Origin of the sequence: Niallia sp. M35, assembly GCF_050971705.1 — a bacterium.
Classification (GTDB): domain Bacteria; phylum Bacillota; class Bacilli; order Bacillales; family Cytobacillaceae; genus Niallia; species Niallia circulans_A.
In genome coordinates this window covers 55,802-72,558 of the sequence record NZ_JBPCEP010000008.1, presented here as the reverse complement: position 1 = coordinate 72,558, position 16,757 = coordinate 55,802, and the positions used below count along the sequence as shown (strand labels likewise).

The 16,757-nt window shown below is 34.1% G+C and carries 17 protein-coding genes; 1 reads left to right on the top strand and 16 read right to left on the bottom strand.

Going from position 1 to position 16,757, the window contains the following annotated elements; all coding sequences use genetic code 11:
- Positions 1-3: 3 nt before the first annotated feature.
- From NiCM35_RS12315 to NiCM35_RS12280, 8 genes are all read right to left on the bottom strand, one after another.
- The gene (locus NiCM35_RS12315; protein ID WP_433779658.1) at positions 4-789 is read right to left on the bottom strand and encodes a heptaprenyl diphosphate synthase component 1; all 786 of its coding nucleotides are present in this window, start codon (positions 787-789) and stop codon (positions 4-6) included.
- A gap of 356 nt (positions 790-1,145) precedes the next feature.
- Positions 1,146-1,418: an HU family DNA-binding protein gene (locus tag NiCM35_RS12310; protein ID WP_016203034.1), complete on the bottom strand. Its 273-nt coding sequence runs from the start codon at positions 1,416-1,418 to the stop codon at positions 1,146-1,148.
- Between the two features lie 445 nt (positions 1,419-1,863).
- The gene (spoIVA, locus tag NiCM35_RS12305; protein ID WP_095331833.1) at positions 1,864-3,342 is read right to left on the bottom strand and encodes a stage IV sporulation protein A; all 1,479 of its coding nucleotides are present in this window, start codon (positions 3,340-3,342) and stop codon (positions 1,864-1,866) included.
- Positions 3,343-3,999: 657 nt separating this feature from the next.
- Positions 4,000-5,049, bottom strand: coding sequence for an NAD(P)H-dependent glycerol-3-phosphate dehydrogenase (locus tag NiCM35_RS12300; RefSeq protein ID WP_095331831.1), 1,050 nt, complete (start codon positions 5,047-5,049; stop codon positions 4,000-4,002).
- Positions 5,050-5,063: 14 nt separating this feature from the next.
- Positions 5,064-6,374 carry a ribosome biogenesis GTPase Der gene (gene der / locus NiCM35_RS12295; protein ID WP_095331829.1) on the bottom strand — a complete coding sequence of 437 codons (1,311 nt, stop codon included), beginning with the start codon at positions 6,372-6,374 and terminating at the stop codon, positions 5,064-5,066.
- Positions 6,375-6,769: 395 nt separating this feature from the next.
- Positions 6,770-6,955, bottom strand: coding sequence for a capping complex subunit for YIEGIA (locus NiCM35_RS12290; protein ID WP_095331827.1), 186 nt, complete (start codon positions 6,953-6,955; stop codon positions 6,770-6,772).
- Positions 6,952-7,842, bottom strand: coding sequence for a YIEGIA family protein (locus NiCM35_RS12285; protein WP_095331825.1), 891 nt, complete (start codon positions 7,840-7,842; stop codon positions 6,952-6,954). Before NiCM35_RS12285 ends, NiCM35_RS12290 begins: the two co-directional genes overlap by 4 nt.
- Positions 7,839-8,447, bottom strand: a complete 609-nt coding sequence (locus NiCM35_RS12280) for a YphA family membrane protein (RefSeq protein WP_163186173.1) — start codon at positions 8,445-8,447, stop codon at positions 7,839-7,841. Before NiCM35_RS12280 ends, NiCM35_RS12285 begins: the two co-directional genes overlap by 4 nt.
- Before the next feature lie 215 nt (positions 8,448-8,662).
- Here NiCM35_RS12280 and NiCM35_RS12275 point away from each other — a divergent pair, with 215 nt between their 5' ends.
- Positions 8,663-8,800, top strand: coding sequence for a YpzI family protein (locus NiCM35_RS12275; RefSeq protein ID WP_095331821.1), 138 nt, complete (start codon positions 8,663-8,665; stop codon positions 8,798-8,800).
- 46 nt (positions 8,801-8,846) lie between these two features.
- Here NiCM35_RS12275 and rpsA read toward each other — a convergent pair whose 3' ends face one another.
- The 8 genes from rpsA to NiCM35_RS12235 form a co-directional block, all read right to left on the bottom strand.
- Positions 8,847-9,986 (bottom strand): 30S ribosomal protein S1, encoded by a 1,140-nt coding sequence (gene rpsA, locus NiCM35_RS12270; protein ID WP_095331819.1) that lies wholly within the window; start codon positions 9,984-9,986, stop codon positions 8,847-8,849.
- Between the two features lie 190 nt (positions 9,987-10,176).
- Positions 10,177-10,854: a (d)CMP kinase gene (gene cmk, locus NiCM35_RS12265; protein ID WP_095331817.1), complete on the bottom strand. Its 678-nt coding sequence runs from the start codon at positions 10,852-10,854 to the stop codon at positions 10,177-10,179.
- Positions 10,855-11,111: 257 nt separating this feature from the next.
- Positions 11,112-11,285, bottom strand: a complete 174-nt coding sequence (locus tag NiCM35_RS12260) for a DUF5359 family protein (protein WP_163186170.1) — start codon at positions 11,283-11,285, stop codon at positions 11,112-11,114.
- 98 nt (positions 11,286-11,383) lie between these two features.
- Positions 11,384-12,055, bottom strand: a complete 672-nt coding sequence (locus tag NiCM35_RS12255) for a flagellar brake protein (RefSeq protein ID WP_095331815.1) — start codon at positions 12,053-12,055, stop codon at positions 11,384-11,386.
- A gap of 298 nt (positions 12,056-12,353) precedes the next feature.
- Positions 12,354-13,700 carry a germination protein YpeB gene (ypeB, locus tag NiCM35_RS12250; protein WP_123257850.1) on the bottom strand — a complete coding sequence of 449 codons (1,347 nt, stop codon included), beginning with the start codon at positions 13,698-13,700 and terminating at the stop codon, positions 12,354-12,356.
- Between the two features lie 12 nt (positions 13,701-13,712).
- The gene (sleB, locus tag NiCM35_RS12245) at positions 13,713-14,654 is read right to left on the bottom strand and encodes a spore cortex-lytic enzyme (RefSeq protein ID WP_235850306.1); all 942 of its coding nucleotides are present in this window, start codon (positions 14,652-14,654) and stop codon (positions 13,713-13,715) included.
- Between the two features lie 246 nt (positions 14,655-14,900).
- The gene (gene prsW, locus NiCM35_RS12240) at positions 14,901-15,569 is read right to left on the bottom strand and encodes a glutamic-type intramembrane protease PrsW (protein WP_095331809.1); all 669 of its coding nucleotides are present in this window, start codon (positions 15,567-15,569) and stop codon (positions 14,901-14,903) included.
- Positions 15,570-15,608: 39 nt separating this feature from the next.
- The gene (locus tag NiCM35_RS12235; RefSeq protein ID WP_095331807.1) at positions 15,609-16,586 is read right to left on the bottom strand and encodes a YpdA family putative bacillithiol disulfide reductase; all 978 of its coding nucleotides are present in this window, start codon (positions 16,584-16,586) and stop codon (positions 15,609-15,611) included.
- Positions 16,587-16,757 lie beyond the last annotated feature (171 nt).

Sequence of the window (16,757 nt, the reverse complement as noted above, 5' to 3'; positions counted from 1 at the left end):
TAATTACCCTTCCTCTACGTACAATTGTTGTTTGTTTATTGCATTTAATAACTGATAGGTATTTTCTCTAAACACTGCTTGTAATTCAGGAAGATTTTCTAGCATCTCTTCTAGTCGTGAACTTGTCTCTTTTAAATATTTATCTAATACGGCTGTTTTAGCACTTATAGATAATAAATTATTCTTATTCTCATACTTATAAAATGTTTCGACAACGATTGATCCTTGCGTGCGGTCATATAATTCTTTTTCTTTTTGTATTCGATAAAGAAACAAATATTCCTCTACAAGCGATTTCCATCCATCTAATTGATAAAAGTCCACAAGCTTTTTAATTAATGCTCCCTCAATATTTTTCAGGCTTTCTATTACCTGCTCTATTGTTTTCGCATTCTGATGATAAAAGAATATTTTATTCTCATTTATCTCTTTAATTCCTTCTGCAAGGAATTTAAGCATTTTAAGGTCTTCGATTTCAGCTAATATTTTATAATATTGCCCACTATATAAATCCCCTGCTAATACTGTTAACTGTCGATTTCTTTCGTTCCCTTTATACATCTTTTCATTTGTAACAAGCTCATGGGTATCAAGGGCAATTTGTATAAGTGTAATAGTTGTTGCATATGTAATTATTTCTTGTTTTTGTATATTTGCCTCTAAAAGGACAGATATAATTAGTAAAATCTTATGTTCATCTATAACCGGATTTGGTATATGTTTTTGCAAATAATGATTCGAAGTTCGCTCAATCACTCTTTTTTTTACACTCTCTATTAATTCCTGCATAACCATAACATCACCCTTGTTCCCCATTTATTCCTGGTTTTCTATAATTTCGTTTCTCACATCTGCTTTTAATTAAGACAGGTGAAACTATCTTTCGAAAGATTGTCTATCTATCTTAGAGCTACAAATTAACAAAGCAAACTTAAAAAAAATACTTTCCATTTCTATCACATATTCTAATTATTATATCACAAGAAAAAGTAAAGGGATACAATTGGCACTTAGGAAAGGGTCTGCTTTATCTTTTCCGAATTAAATGAACATAATTCAGCTTTGTTTCTTTGCACCATTAAAAATAACAGAAAAAAACCGCGATAATTTTCGCGGTTTTAGTGAAATACTATCATTGTATGTAATTATTTCACTGCGTCTTTAAGTGCTTTACCTGGTTTAAAAGCAGGAACTTTACTTGCTGCGATTTCAATTTCTTCACCAGTTTGTGGGTTACGACCTTTACGAGCCGCACGCTCACGTACTTCAAAGTTACCGAAACCGATAAGTTGTACTTTATCACCATCTTTTAAAGCATTCAAAATTGTATCGAAAACAGCGTCAACTGCTTTAGTAGCGTCCTTTTTTGATAGTTCACTTGCTTCAGCAACTGCATTGATTAATTCTGTCTTGTTCATGCCTTTCACCTCCTCCCGAGTGTTTCAAATAAAAGCTAAAAATTAGTTTCATATCTTTATTTGTAAACAAATTAACGGAATTATATACGTCCTACTGAATTTTTTCTTAATTGAGACCAATTGGTTTCTACTAAAAAGAAATTCCAGTATGAAAAGCCTTAAGCTTTTAATAAAGATTAAGAAACCTTTTATAACGCTAATTCCTTTAAAAGATTATCATAATCATTTCTGCATATCAAGAAATTTTATATATTGATAGCAATATTTTCTTATTTTGAAATAAAAGCGTAACATTAAAACCATATTTTTACCAATTTCATCCATAATTTGAGCAGAAATGGAACTATTCTCCCGTTGTTTCAACAAAGTTATAAACGGGTATATATCTAATAAAAGAAATGCCTTTTTATTTATTCATCAAAAAAAGAACTCTAAAATAGAGTCCTTACAAAATAATTGCTATGAGTCCACCAGAGCCTTCGTTAATAATTCTTTCTAATGTCTCTTTCAGTTTATAACGTGCATTTTCTGGCATTAATGACAATTTTGCTTGTATGCCTTCTCGGACGATGGAACTTAAACTTCTTCCAAAAATATCCGAATTCCAGATAGATAATGGATCATCCTCAAAATCTTGCATTAAGTATCTTACTAATTCCTCACTTTGCTTTTCAGATCCAATGATTGGGGCAAATTCACTTTCCACATCCACTTTAATCATATGGATGGATGGTGCAACGGCTTTTAATCTAACCCCAAATCTCGAGCCTTGACGAATGATTTCCGGTTCATCTAAACTCATATCCACTAATGAGGGGGCAGCAATGCCATACCCAGTTTGTTTCACCATTTTTAAAGCATCTGAGATTTGATCATATTCCGTTTTAGCATGTGCAAAATCTTGCATTAATTCTAGTAGGTGGTCTTTTCCTCTAATTTCCACACCTACAATTTCTTTAAGGATATCATCATATAATTCATCTGGTGCAAACAAATCAATTTCTGCGATACCTTGCCCCATTTCTATACCTGCAAGACCAGCATTTTCAATGAATTCATATTCACTAAATTGCGAAACGACTCTATCCACATCTCTTAATCTCTTAATGTCTTTAACTGTTTCTTTTACTGCTTCTTGATAATTATCTCTTAACCAATGATTTTCTCTTAATACCATTACCCAGCTTGGTAAGTTTACATTTACCTCTAAAACTGGAAACTCGAATAATGCTTCTCGCATAACATTTAATACATCTGTTTCACGCATACTTTCTACACTCATGGCAATAACTGGAATATCATATTTTTCGGAAAGCTCTTGTTTTAGAGCATCAGTATTAGGATGATAAGGCTGAGCACTATTAATAATCATAATAAATGGTTTACCAACCTCTTTTAACTCTTCAATTACTCTATTCTCAGCTTCTAGATAGTTACTTCTTGGAATATCACCAATCGTACCATCTGTTGTAATAACGACTCCAATTGTACTGTGTTCTTGAATAACCTTTCTTGTTCCTATTTCAGCAGCTTCATGAAATGGAATAGGCTCTTCATACCATGGTGTATTGATCATTCTAGGACCGTTTTCATCCTCATAACCTTGTGCACCCGGCACAGTATACCCGACACAATCTACAAGCCTAATATTCACTTCTAATCCTTCATCTACTTTAATAGAGGCCGCTTGATTTGGAACGAACTTTGGCTCTGTTGTCATAATTGTTTTTCCTGCTGCACTTTGTGGAAGCTCATCTTTAGTCCGAGCTCTATCACCTTCATTGTCCATGTTTGGGATAACAACCAATTCCATGAATTTTTTTATAAAAGTTGATTTTCCGGTACGCACTGCTCCTACTACACCTAAGTAAATATCACCGCCCGTTCTTTCGGCAATATCTTTAAAAATATTTACCTTTTCCAAGTGATCCCCTCCTGAACTTTTCCTAGTACATGGGATAGAATTATCCATTTAATACTATTAGACAATATATATTTATGATGTTGTCCTATCTCTTTATGCCTTATTTTTTATTTTCCTCCCCTTTTTTTTGCTAGTTTTTATTTTAAAGTAATAAGACCTTTGTTTATGAACGTAAAAATGATGCCCATCTATACGTTTTCTTTTTATGAAACTAGCATGAATTCATTTATAAGCTATATTAATCCCATTTGTTCTGTGTATGAATAAATAAAACCTTCTCTTCAATATATACAAGAAGAGAAGGGATATGACACTTTTTGTTTGGAATCACCTATAAAAGACTAGAAAAACTAATCTGATTATCAGCCAGTCTATTAAACTTGCCAAACTGTTACAAAGACATATATCGTTCAAACAATATAGGATAATGTAAAGCGTCGAAAAACAAAAAAAAATCAAAGTAAGAAGTAGGGGAAACTTCTCACTTTGATTTCCATTGACTATTTGACCCAAACCCTGTTCATTCCACTAGGTTGCTTCAAGGCATTTTATGTTATTACATCCATTTTCGAACCATTAAAACGCCTAAATTTCCATAAAAAGATTTCGTTCATTCTCCTTTCATAAGAAAGGATTTACAAAGTACACATCTTTTCCTTATTCTATGTACTGAGAAGCAAGAATGTTTATTAAATCTTCCATTTCGTTCGTTTTTCCTCTGGCCATTAAGCTTTCGACTGCTGCTTTTGCATCTTGGCCATTGAATAAAATTTCGAATAATGCATTTGTGATAGGCATCGTAACATCGTATTTTTCGGAAAGCTGATGGGCTGCTTTCGTTGTTCGAATTCCTTCTACAACCATTCCCATTTGCTCCAGTACTTCTTCTAGTGCATGACCTTTTCCAAGCATATTACCTGCTCGCCAGTTTCTTGAATGAACACTTGTACAAGTAACAATTAAATCTCCAATCCCAGTCAAACCAGCAAAAGTAAGTGGATTTGCGCCCATTCTTGTTCCAAGTCTTGCCATTTCAGCAAGTCCTCTTGTAATTAATGCGGCCTTTGCATTATCACCAAAACCTAATCCATCTGCAATCCCTGCACACACTGCAATAATATTTTTCAACGCCCCGCCAATTTCTACTCCGATAAGGTCCGGATTTGTGTATACTCGAAAATTATGATTGATAAATAAATCTTGTACCAGTTCAGCTTCCTTCATATTTTTAGAAGATACTGTAACAGTCGTCGGATGACGCAAGCTTACTTCTTCCGCATGACTAGGTCCAGAGAGCACAACAATACTCTTTCGGATGCTTTCAGGTATCTCTTCCTCCATTATTTCAGAAATTCTAAGTAATGTACCAGGTTCAATTCCTTTGCTTACATGAACGAACGTTTTCGGTTCTTTAATATACGGGAGTAATTGAGGAATTACCTCACGCATCGCTTTTGTTGGTACAGCTAAAACAATGATATCCACATCATGAACACTCTCTTCTAACGAAGTAGTGCCTTTTACTTCATTGGGTAAGGTAATTCCAGGCAAATATTTACTATTTTGATGTAAATTATTTATCTCTGCAATATTTTTCTCATCTTTTCCCCAAATATGAATAGTATGACCATTGTCGCCAAGTACTAATGATAGTGCTGTCCCCCAGCTTCCAGCACCAATCATCGCTACGGATTTTTTATCTTTCATCCTTTACACCTCTTTTATTTTCTTTCTCTTGCAAATATTTTAATCGGTGTTCCTTCAAAACCAAAGGCATCTCTAATCCGATTTTCTAAAAATCGCTCATAAGAAAAGTGAAGCAATTCTGGATCATTTACAAAAACAACAAAAGTAGGCGGTCCAACTGCAACTTGGGTAGTATAGTATATTTTTAATCTTTTTCCTTTATCTGTTGGAGTTGGATTCATCGCAACCGCATCCATTATAACATCATTTAACACACTTGTTTCCACTCGGCGTGTATGATTTTCACTGGCAACTTTAATCATCGGAATTAAAGTATGAATACGTTTCTTTGTTTTCGCAGATAAGAATACAATTGGTGCATAGTCTAAGAATAAGAAATGCTCCCTTATATTTTGTTCAAAGGTTTTCATTGTTTTTTCATCTTTTTCTACTGCATCCCATTTATTTACAACAATAATAACTGCTCTTCCTGCCTCATGAGCATAACCAGCAATTTTTTTATCTTGTTCAATAATGCCTTCTTCCCCATCAATAACTACTAAGACAACATCCGATCTTTCGATTGCTCGTAATGCTCTAAGGACACTATATTTTTCTGTAGACTCATATACTTTTCCTTTTTTTCTCATTCCAGCTGTATCGATAATCACGAATTCTTCACCATTAACCGTTACTTGGGAATCAATTGCATCACGCGTTGTTCCTGCAACATTACTTACGATTACGCGGTCTTCGCCTAACATTGCATTCACTAATGAAGATTTCCCAACATTTGGTCTTCCTATAAGCGAAAATTTAATAACATCATCATCGTAATCCTTTGTATCACGCTTAGGAAAATGCTTTGCAGCTTCATCCAATAAATCTCCAAGTCCTAGACCATGTGAACCAGAGATCGGAAACGGTTCTCCAAATCCTAATGAATAAAAATCATAAATTTGTTCTCTCATATCTGGGTTATCTACTTTGTTTACAGCTAACACAACAGGCTTTTTCGCTTTATACAAAATCTTCGCCACTTCTTCATCTGCGGAAGTAACACCTTCACGACCGTTTGTTATAAAAATAATAACATCTGCTTCCTCAATTGCAATTTCTGCCTGCATACGTATTTGGTCTAAAAATGGTTCATCCCCAATATCAATACCTCCTGTATCAATAAGGTTAAAATCATGATTTAACCATTCTGCCGAGCTATAGATACGATCTCTCGTTACTCCTGGTATATCTTCTACAATAGAAATCCGTTCTCCTACTATCCGATTAAAGATAGTAGATTTCCCAACATTCGGTCGTCCAACTATTGCAATAACTGGTTTCGCCATCGCTATCATCCCTTCATATACATAATCATTCTATCCATGCAGCATGATTCCTTAGCAGTATAAACCTAAGGTAATCACGATGTTAAAGAACATTTCTTAGATTATTTATTTCTTTTATGAACGTAAGCACTAAAGCTTTTTTGTACTTTCCGTTTTTATAGCTTCGTTTTGAGTATGTCATAAACACTAATTCAAAAAATTCTCCTTCAAAACAAAACCAATAATCGATTTGCTCAAGTAATACCCTTTAACAAAAAATAGTAAAATAGGGGTTAACCCTTAAACTGAGAGGTAGACCCCTAACTAAAATAGTTTATCAAAGAGATGATAACCTAGCAACATAAAACTATATTTCTTTTGCATAACCTTACTTTTTTCTAGCTCTCTTATGATAATTAATGTTTTACAATAATAAAAACTTCCTCGCTGATTTTATGGGCAATCCCATCTAATATTGCTTCTAAATTAGTCGCAACTGTTTCTAATTCCTTTGTATCTTGGCAATAAAATACACCTGTTCCTGGAGCAACTTTATTTGGATTAGTTGTTATGGAGGCTAAAATGTATTTCTCTAAAGTCATTCTAACTCATCCTCCCTTTCTTCACGCTTACTTGGCATGCGAATCGCATTTTCTAGAGTTGGAACTGCACCAATGATACGAATGGCCTTTTTTTCATTATGTATTTGAGGTAACACAAATACAGCAACTCTTCCATCTTCTAGGTCTCTCTTAGCTAGAGGTACTAACGCAGGTGTTCCGGAGTCACGGTATACACCCAGAGCCGTTGTAACATCATATAAAATTGCTTGTCTTTGACCTAAATTTGCAATGGTAGTTCTCGCATTAAAATTCTTTGGTGTGAGAATAAATCCCATCCCATATTTCAACACTTCTTTCTGTCGCTCCGGTAACCCAATATTCATAATATAAATGGTATCAATATGTAAACCAGCCCCTTTAAATGTCGGTTGAACATATTCTATATCTACTATATCCTTTAATTGACCACCAGACATTAGTTTCTTCGCTATGACAACCGAGATGATTGCTGCAAGTATTCCTGTCCATATGTTGAAAACAATATAACCAAACGTGCTGACTAAGCCAGCAAACATTACTAAATAATTTCTACTTTCAAAAGCAATCGCGATTCCTTCGATATATGTTTTTCCTCTTGGTACCATTTCAAAACTATCTAGTTCTGTTAACGTATTTCTCTCCATATTTCTAACTTCACGAAATTGAGAGGCGGCAACAGTAAGGAAAGTTACTGCTGTAAAATCTTTGTTTAATATGGATGGTATTGCTACGGATCCTAAACCTGCTGCAATAAAACCTAACGCTATATGAATGATTTTCCCATGTAAATAAGTCGGATATTGTCTATAATCAGTGCGCAGCATAAACATCCTTAACAAGGTTCCAACAATTACTCCAAATAGAATTGGATAAACGAAATTACTCATAAGTTTTTTTGTCTCTCCTTTTCAAGCAAAAATACATAATTTTCCCATCTAACAAGTGTTATTTTTAGGTAATAAAGAGAAATCAATCCTAGCAAACCAAGTGTTAAAAAATCGAAAAAGGCCATTGAACCAATGGAATAATCCATCTGATAGCTTCTTAAAAGGAAGCTTAAAACTATCTCCCCATTAATACTTCCAATCAGCAAAACAAGTATTTGGCAAGATATATTTTTGTGCACCAAGATAAGGAATGTAAATAATATACTTGTTTTCAGCCATACACCCGGAATGAATACCCAAAAAGGATCAATGATGGCCATTAACTCATATGTAACATAAGCTAACATCATAAAAAAAGACGAAACAATCGTATAAATGCAGTTCTTCCATCGCAAAGTACCTGTATAAAAAAACGACATTATTAACACAACTAGGAGCAAAATGGAGCAACTTTTTCCTTGCCATTCCCACTGGTAAGGACTTAAAATAATTGCTGTTAATATATAAATAGAATATTTTGTTCGCTTTGGATTATTTTTGTCCATAAAAAACGTTGTTATTATCCAGATACACCATGTACAGAATAAAAAGATTAATCCTTCCATATCCTCACTCTCCTCTATTTTTCCATTATGTCTCGGAACTATGTAATTTAAACGAAAAAGATAGAAGAGGGCATAGGGACTATTCGGTAATTTTTTTAGGAATTTTTTTCATTAAGTATTTTCTGCATACGGAAGAATAATAAAAAGAACTTCTATGAAAGAAAAGAAGGAGACATCCATTTTATAATGGAAATGAAAAACAGGAGGCATTGTAAATGGGTAAAGATAGACAGGAAAAAAAATTAAAAAATAGTAACAGAGTAGAATCTGATCGCGATCAAGCACTTCATTATAATGGTTCCACTCGCTTACAAAGTCCAGAAGAAGGAAGATTACTAAACGATAATAAGTAAAAAGACAAAGAGGTAGCCAAAATGGCCACCTCTTGATTATATAACATTAATTTTTTAACTTTTTCAATTGCTCACCAATCATATCTCCTAATTGGAAACCTTTTGATTCTTCAGGAAGTTCATATACTTCTTCTTCGTCTATTTCTTTTTCTGTTAATTCTTTAATACTTAAAGAAAGGCGTTGTTCTTCTTCATTCACATCTAAAACTTTTACTTGGACTTCTTGTCCTTCTTTTAATACTTCGTGAGGTGTTCCAATATGCTTATGGGCAATTTGAGATATATGAACAAGACCTTCAACCCCTGGGAATACTTCAACAAAAGCACCATAGGAAACAATACGTTTTACAGTTCCATCTAGAACACTACCTTTTTCAGCACGCGCTGCAATGTCTGCCCACGGTCCTGGTTGTGTTTCTTTAATAGATAAAGAGATACGATCATTATTACGATCAACACTTAATACTTTCACCTTTACTTCTTGCCCTTCTTGAACTACATCTGTCGGACTAGAAATATGATCATGAGATAATTGAGAAATATGAACTAATCCATCAATTCCGCCTAAATCAACAAAAGCACCAAAATCTGTAATTCTTTGCACGGTACCTGTAAGTGTTTCGCCAACTTCAATTGAGTCAAGGAGGTTTTGTTTTTGTTTATTTTTCTCTTCCTCAACAACTGCACGGTGGGATAATATAAGGCGACTCTTGTCTTTTTCCAATTCTACAATTTTAAAAGAAATGATCTTCCCTTTGTAATCAGAAAAATCTTCTACATAATGAGCTTCTACTAAGGAAGCAGGAACAAAGCCTCTGACACCAAGATCAACCACAAGTCCGCCTTTTACGACGTCTTTTACTTCTGCTTCGAACACTTCGCCAGAATTAAACTTCTCTTCAAGCTGATCCCATGCTTTTTCCGCATCCACTTTTCTTTTTGACAAAACCAGAGCATCTTCTTCCACTTTAATTACTTCTAACTCAAGTTTGTCTCCTTCAGCTACTACATCACTCGCTTTTTCAATGTGAAGGCTAGATAATTCACTTATTGGTATAATCCCATCGAGTTTACTGTCGCTGATTGCAACAATCACCTGTTTCTCTTCCACTTTCGTAATCTGACCACTTACTACGTCTCCGACAGTATAATTATTTACAACTACATCATTTAATTCCTCAGACATATGTACTCCTCCTTCGACTCTATAGCGCCTAAACATTCTCGAAAGAATGTTTAGGCAACCGAAAATAAATTAATCATGCATACGATTTATAAGAAACCTTCTCTTTAAAGTTCTTACAAACTTCTTTTTTTGTCAAGTAAGAAACACTAGACTAGTTTGAAAGATTAAGTGATTTTTGCTTTCGTTTTCATTAATTACTTATTTTTTCTCTAGTTAGCTCCATAATTTTTTCGACTACCTCATTTATGGATAAAGAAGTTGTGTCCAATTCAATCGCATCGTCCGCCTTCTTCAATGGAGCAATTTCACGTTCTGAGTCTAATTTATCTCTTGCAGCAATTTCTCGTTTTAACTGTTCTAAGTCTGAATGATAACCTTTTGATACATTCTCTTTATGTCTTCTAATTGCTCTTTCATCAACAGAAGCTAAAAGGAAGACCTTTACTTCAGCGGTCGGAATCACATGGGTACCAATATCTCTACCATCCATTACCACCCCGCCGTTTACAGCAAACATTTGTTGTCTTCTTACCATTTCTTCCCTTACGAGCTTATGTTTAGAAACAATGGAAACAGAGTTTGTTACTTCACTTGAACGAATTTCCTTTGTGACATCATTGTTATCTAAAAAAATTAGTTGACCATGTTCACCTGGGAAAAGCTCAATAACTGTTTCATTTAACATATTTATTAAACTTTTTTCATCTTCTAAATTTAAATGATGATTAATTGCTTTAAAGGTCAATGCTCTATACATAGCACCTGTGTCAATATAAATGTATCCTAATTGTTCCGCAACAATCTTTGCAACAGTACTTTTTCCTGCTGCTGCAGGTCCATCAATTGCAATGCTAATTTTCTTTTCCATAAATCCTCCTGAACTACTGGCTCAAATATACCAATTAACTTATTAAAAAATTCTCCTATTCTATTTCTCCTCTAAAAGGAATGGGAAATCATAGCTAGTCCCATTAACAAAAGAGAAACAACATTAATAATACGGAGAGAAAGCTTTGCTTTTACGGCTTCACTTTCTTTTATTTTAACATATTCTTTCGATTTTTTATCATTAAATCCTCTCTTTTATCTATCTCTTTGGATAGGACAATTTATGAATAATCATCCTTATCTACCGAAGGTCTCAAGAAAGGAGACAAAATTCGAATCCATGACACCTTCATATTGAGTGATTGTTCTTATTTCCGGTATAAAATCCCAAGTATGAAGCATTTGCCCAATAATAAAAAAGACAATTTGAAGGGCGATAATCTTTAATAAAATTCTTTCAACCGTTTTCACTCCATGCAACTCCTTTTTCTACTGCTCTTATAAACAAAGCTAGACTCATGTAATATTTAGATTATAGGAATAGTATCGGAGTAAATGCATGCCTTTATTCAAATTTCAAGCCCTTTCTTTTTCAGTGATAGTTGACGGTCAAAGCTGAATCTTAGCATGGATTGTCGATCAACGGGATCGACGTCCAAAAATTCGATAGCCATTTTATAGTTCTGTTCGTTGTATTCGAAGATTTTTTTTATTTTCGCAGATAAATGTAGATAATTATACTCACCATTTTGTAAAGGTAAGACTACTGAAACTTTAATTTTACTATTTTGCTGAAGTTTTATATGTTTCGGAACTATTACCGCAGCTCCGCCTGCACTAAAATCCAGAGAAACAGTTGTAAATGGTTCTAAATTGTTCTCTTTCTCGAAAGGATGGATAGCCATATCAACACTTGTTTCAATCCTTACAAATTGTCTTCGCTGAATCTTAATCATTTGATCATCAGGAGGTAGCGAAAGGATTAGCAGGGGAACATTATTCTCTTTTTTCCTACCGATAACTTCTGAATGAAATAAATAAGCATTACCTTCGTTTGTTACAAAGTTAATCCTTAACTGAGCTCCATTCATGAGAAAAACAAGCTTGTTTGTTTCAAGGTGAATTGGATATTCAATACTGATTGATTTCTCCTCGACTCCTAAAATACGACTTTTATACTGTTCTACTTTTGTTTCGCCATGAATCGGTTCAATGACTAATGTGTCTCCTATTGAAATCACTTTATCTCACACTTTCCTTCCTATTTATATAAACGTTTTAATGCTACTGATCTTATTTTTTCTATATAAATTATGTAGTTCGTTTAGAAAATCTTAAGTAGACCTAAAGACCTAACGTTCGAATCCAGTTATTTATACCAAAATACCTACTTTTATGTATCATTATTGCATGAATGTTTTATATTTGGCAATACCGTCCATTCCATCATTAACAACACAGTAATTCTAATTCTATGTACCTATAATTAAAAAACTGTCAACAGACTTTTATTAAAGTTTGTTGACAGCTCTTTTCTAATTACACAACTTCTTCATATACAGGTTCAGCATTTTTTAACTTCTCTACCTTCTCTTCCACTCCATTATCAGCATTTATATAAATTCGATAAGTGTCTTCACCTAATGTCCCGATAAATTCATAACATAATACTTCTTCATTCATGTCATTTAAGATGATTGCCAATCCATCATCCATTATTTTTACTTGTTTATTAATTTTTTTTCGTGCATCTTGTTTGGAAATAACCGGATCTTTTATTTCTCTTTCTTTATTTGCCTTTAAATAATCCTCTGCTGCAAAACCAATGATATTTCCATTATCCAATGCAACCTTCATTTTGACACTATCTGGATAAATCTTCACTCCATCTATTTCAGTGACAAAATTAAACACACCAATATTTTCATACTGCATACTTTCAAATAACGCTAGATTTTTAAATTTATGTTCTTTTAAAAATTCAACTGCTTGATTACTTGCTTCATTTAGACTTATTTTATCTTTCTTAACTTCTCGAGAAACAATTGACCATATTGGATATCCGCCTTTTTTCGTGATATCCATGCTAGCTTCTACATTTGTTCCCTTTTCTTTAAGAGAAACACTATAAAAACCATAGTTTGATCCTTTACCATTTCCTGTAACTTTTACATCAACAGGATTTTTAAAATCTGCAAATTCTTTTGCGATTTCTTTTGCTTCTTTTTCTGTTATTGTCTTGCCTTTTAAATTTTTAAAGTTTTCATCTTTCTTTTCCATATTTACATTTGTCACACCAAAGCTTGTTTCCTGATAACCTTCTACTTTATCTTCTACCGTTTTTAACCCATCTATAATGGTGTTATCCAATTGTTTATCGGTAGCTAATGCCATTTCAACATCCATCCAGCGAAGATTATTTTCTAGTACCAAATGCTGCACGTTTCGTAATTCATCTTGAATGTCTGCTGCATCTTTATACAGCTTTGTTAACGTTTTGGATTCCTCATCCGATAACGGTTCTTTATTTAAATCTCTGACTGCTGTCCGATAACTAAAATCTCCGATATTCGCTAAAAACTCTTCTGTTTTATTAAATGGTAATAATGTCAATGGTAATTGACCTACATCTGAATGGGCTTCTGAAGTAATTCGCCATACTTCTGCCAATGCAGGAGACAGAGATTCTTGTGAATTCATTGCTAAAGTTGTCCCGATTTGATCATGAAGTAGGTCTACTTGATAAGTTAAATCATGAAAAGCTCTCTGGTAGTTATTCTCTGCGTTTAATAATACAGCATTTTTCTCTTTATGTTCTTGATAGCCCCAAAAGGCCACCCCTGCGACACCGAGTGTTAATACTCCTATTAATATTCCTCTTAACATTGTCTCACCCCACTATTTACAGAATATATGCTTACCTATTTGTTTAATTTGTGGTCGACCCCAGATCCATCCACTTGTTGCTGTATCTGGATTAAAGTAATACAGAGCATTTCCAGTAGGATCCCACCCATTTATTGCATCTAGAACTGCCTCTTTTGCTTGTTCATTTGGCGTTAACCAAATCTGTCCGTCTGCAACTGCTGTAAAGGCACGCGGCTCAAAGATTACGCCTGATACGGTATTTGGAAATGTTGAACTATTAACTCTGTTTAAAATTACTGATGCTACAGCTACCTGTCCTACATATGGCTCTCCTCTTGCTTCACCATATACAGCATTTGCCATTAATTGAATATCATTTTGTGAAAAACCATTTGGAACATTAGCTGCAGTTGGTTTTTTCCCCGTTGTATTTTCTCCGCCATTTGTATTAGTAGTATTTTGGGGAGCATTGTCGTTATTAGTTGCCCCTTGATTACTGCTTTTATTAGTCGTATTGTTGTTTCCAGCTGCATTTTTTTGTTTTGATGCTTGATCGTTATTATTTGTTTTCTTTTGTGCTGTATCATTTTGCTTTTTTGCTTTGCTTTTGTTCGAAGAAGGCATTTTTTGCTTTTCTAAATCTACTCCTCCATAATGAGAGAACTTTTTCCCGCGATTTATCTGTTCCTTGACAAATTGCTCATTGTATTTTGTTGCACTTGCTAACTTATTTTTCGTTTTCGTACCGGCTAATCCATCAATCGGCAAACCGTATTCATATTGAAAGTTCCTTAGTGCCCAATAAGTTTGCCAACCAAATACTCCATCAATCTTCCCATTATAATATCCTACATATTGAAGTCTTGATTGCAATTCAATAACATCATCTCCTACCGCTCCATGCTGAATAACCTGATTGGAAAAAGCATGTACTTTTTGTTCAGCGAAAGGAAATACTAGTAGTCCTGACATAACAAAAAGGCTGATTGATATTTTTGTGAGTAAAAACTTTTTATTCATGCTTATTACCCCCATAACTAATTACTATTAACATTAACTGTATTTTTTGTAGCAATTGGTTTTTTATACAAAAAAAAAGAAGAGTGAATGACATCACTCTTCTTTCTTACATGCTAGATGTTATAAATGCTTATTCCAAAGAGGATTTTAACCATTCCTCTTTCTTCATGGTAAATATATCCTTTACGTTATTCTTATTTAGGTTCCCGTCATTTTTCGAATAGGTTCGCTACTTAGTTCTCTAGCACTTTTCACCTTTCTAAGGCCTAACCACCATAAATAAAACATAAAAGGGGTGATGAAGATAAGCCAATTTTTCTCTAAAGAGACAATATAATCATATATAGCGTGAAGCAGAAAAGGAACAAGCAAGGAATAGACAAGCCATTTCCCTCTAGGAACAATAAATTTACCTTTTCCAAAATAATAACCCATAATAACCCCGAAAAGGGCATGACTAGATACAGGAAGCAAGGCTCTTCCGATTGCATACTCTAGTCCATTTGCCACTAAATACAAAATATTCTCCATCGTAGCAAATCCTAAGGACACGGCAACCCCATAGACTATACCATCGTAAGGCTCATCGAAATCAGCATGCTTCACCGCTGTATAAAAAACAATAAACCATTTAAAAAATTCTTCCAATAAGCTTGTGGTAAGCAAGGAACTCCAAATTCCCTCTGGAATGACATTCTCAGCTTGAATAACATATTGGATAAACATTATAGGAAACACAAGAAGTGCCCCTGTAATAAAAGACCGCATAACAAGTGATATTGGCTCAGAACCGTATTGGTCTTTTAAATAAAAATAGCTTAATAACGCTAAACCTGGTGCAAGTCCGGCTGAAAAAATCGCCAACATTTTATTTCCCCTTTTCCCCTATAGAAGAGTTGCACGGTCTCATTTATTTTTTTCTTGGATAGCCTTTGCGATTTGCGCACCATGAAATCTACCATTTTCAATAAAGATTTCATTCGCATTATTTCCAGCAGCAATTACCCCAGCAATAAATATTCCTTCCACATTTGTTTCCATAGTTTCCGAATCAAATACAGGTCTTCCTGTTTCTTTCTCAATTTCAATGCCCATTTTTTTCAAAAATGCATGATCAGGATGATAGCCGGTCATTGCAAAAACAAAGTCATTTTTTATTTCATGAAGCTTTCCATTTACTTCATACAGAAGAGATCCCTCTTTTATTTCGACAATATTTGCATGGAATTCCATTTTAATAATTCCTTTGCGGACTAAAGACTCGAATTCTGGTAAAATCCACGGTTTGATACTAGTGGAATATTCGCTCCCTCTATATAAAACTGTTACTCTTGCACCAGCTTTTACTAGCTCGATCGCAGCATCCACACTTGAATTTTTCCCGCCAATTACTGCGACATCATGATTAAAATAAGGGTGTGCCTCTTTAAAATAATGCATTACTTTATCCATGTCTTCGCCTGGAACATTCATATAATTGGGATGATCATAATAACCAGTAGCAACAATAACATAAGGAGCGATATACTCCTCTTTTTTCGTTTTTACAATAAACTCCTGTCCGTCTGTTCCGTCTGTTCTCTGAACGTCTAATACTTCTTCATATGCATGGATACGAAGATCTTTTCTTTTAACCACTTCGCGATAATAGACTAATGCTTGATTCCGATTTGGTTTATATTGTTCTGTTAAAAAGGCGACTTCCCCAATCTCCAGCTTTTCACTTGTACTGAAAAAAGTTTGATGAGTAGGATAACCATGTATGGCATTTACAACATTTCCTTTTTCAATGATTAACGGATTTATATTTATTTCCTTTAAAGCGATCCCTGCTGCTAAACCACAGGGACCAGCACCAATGATAATTGCTTCTTCTCGTTTCAACATAGTCACTCCTAACATTTTACAAAAAGGTTAGCCCCTTCTAAAAAAATCCTTGCTTTACTATCATGCATTCTTTTTTAGCTATTAGATGATTCATAATCGAAAAGGCGTCCCTCAAAAAAGGTCCAATATAAAAAATCCCCTACCTATAAGGATAGGAGATTTTTGTAA

Coding starts and splice junctions, on each gene's coding strand:
- prsW (WP_095331809.1), bottom strand. CDS start 15,569: ATGTTGGCGATTTTTTCAGCCGGACTTGCACCAGGTTTAGCGTTATTA.
- rpsA (WP_095331819.1), bottom strand. CDS start 9,986: ATGTCTGAGGAATTAAATGATGTAGTTGTAAATAATTATACTGTCGGA.
- cmk (WP_095331817.1), bottom strand. CDS start 10,854: ATGGAAAAGAAAATTAGCATTGCAATTGATGGACCTGCAGCAGCAGGA.
- ypeB (WP_123257850.1), bottom strand. CDS start 13,700: ATGTTAAGAGGAATATTAATAGGAGTATTAACACTCGGTGTCGCAGGG.
- NiCM35_RS12290 (WP_095331827.1), bottom strand. CDS start 6,955: ATGACTTTAGAGAAATACATTTTAGCCTCCATAACAACTAATCCAAAT.
- NiCM35_RS12310 (WP_016203034.1), bottom strand. CDS start 1,418: ATGAACAAGACAGAATTAATCAATGCAGTTGCTGAAGCAAGTGAACTA.
- NiCM35_RS12285 (WP_095331825.1), bottom strand. CDS start 7,842: ATGAGTAATTTCGTTTATCCAATTCTATTTGGAGTAATTGTTGGAACC.
- sleB (WP_235850306.1), bottom strand. CDS start 14,654: ATGTCAGGACTACTAGTATTTCCTTTCGCTGAACAAAAAGTACATGCT.
- NiCM35_RS12315 (WP_433779658.1), bottom strand. CDS start 789: ATGCAGGAATTAATAGAGAGTGTAAAAAAAAGAGTGATTGAGCGAACT.
- NiCM35_RS12280 (WP_163186173.1), bottom strand. CDS start 8,447: ATGGAAGGATTAATCTTTTTATTCTGTACATGGTGTATCTGGATAATA.
- NiCM35_RS12300 (WP_095331831.1), bottom strand. CDS start 5,049: ATGAAAGATAAAAAATCCGTAGCGATGATTGGTGCTGGAAGCTGGGGG.
- der (WP_095331829.1), bottom strand. CDS start 6,374: ATGGCGAAACCAGTTATTGCAATAGTTGGACGACCGAATGTTGGGAAA.
- NiCM35_RS12275 (WP_095331821.1), top strand. CDS start 8,663: ATGGGTAAAGATAGACAGGAAAAAAAATTAAAAAATAGTAACAGAGTA.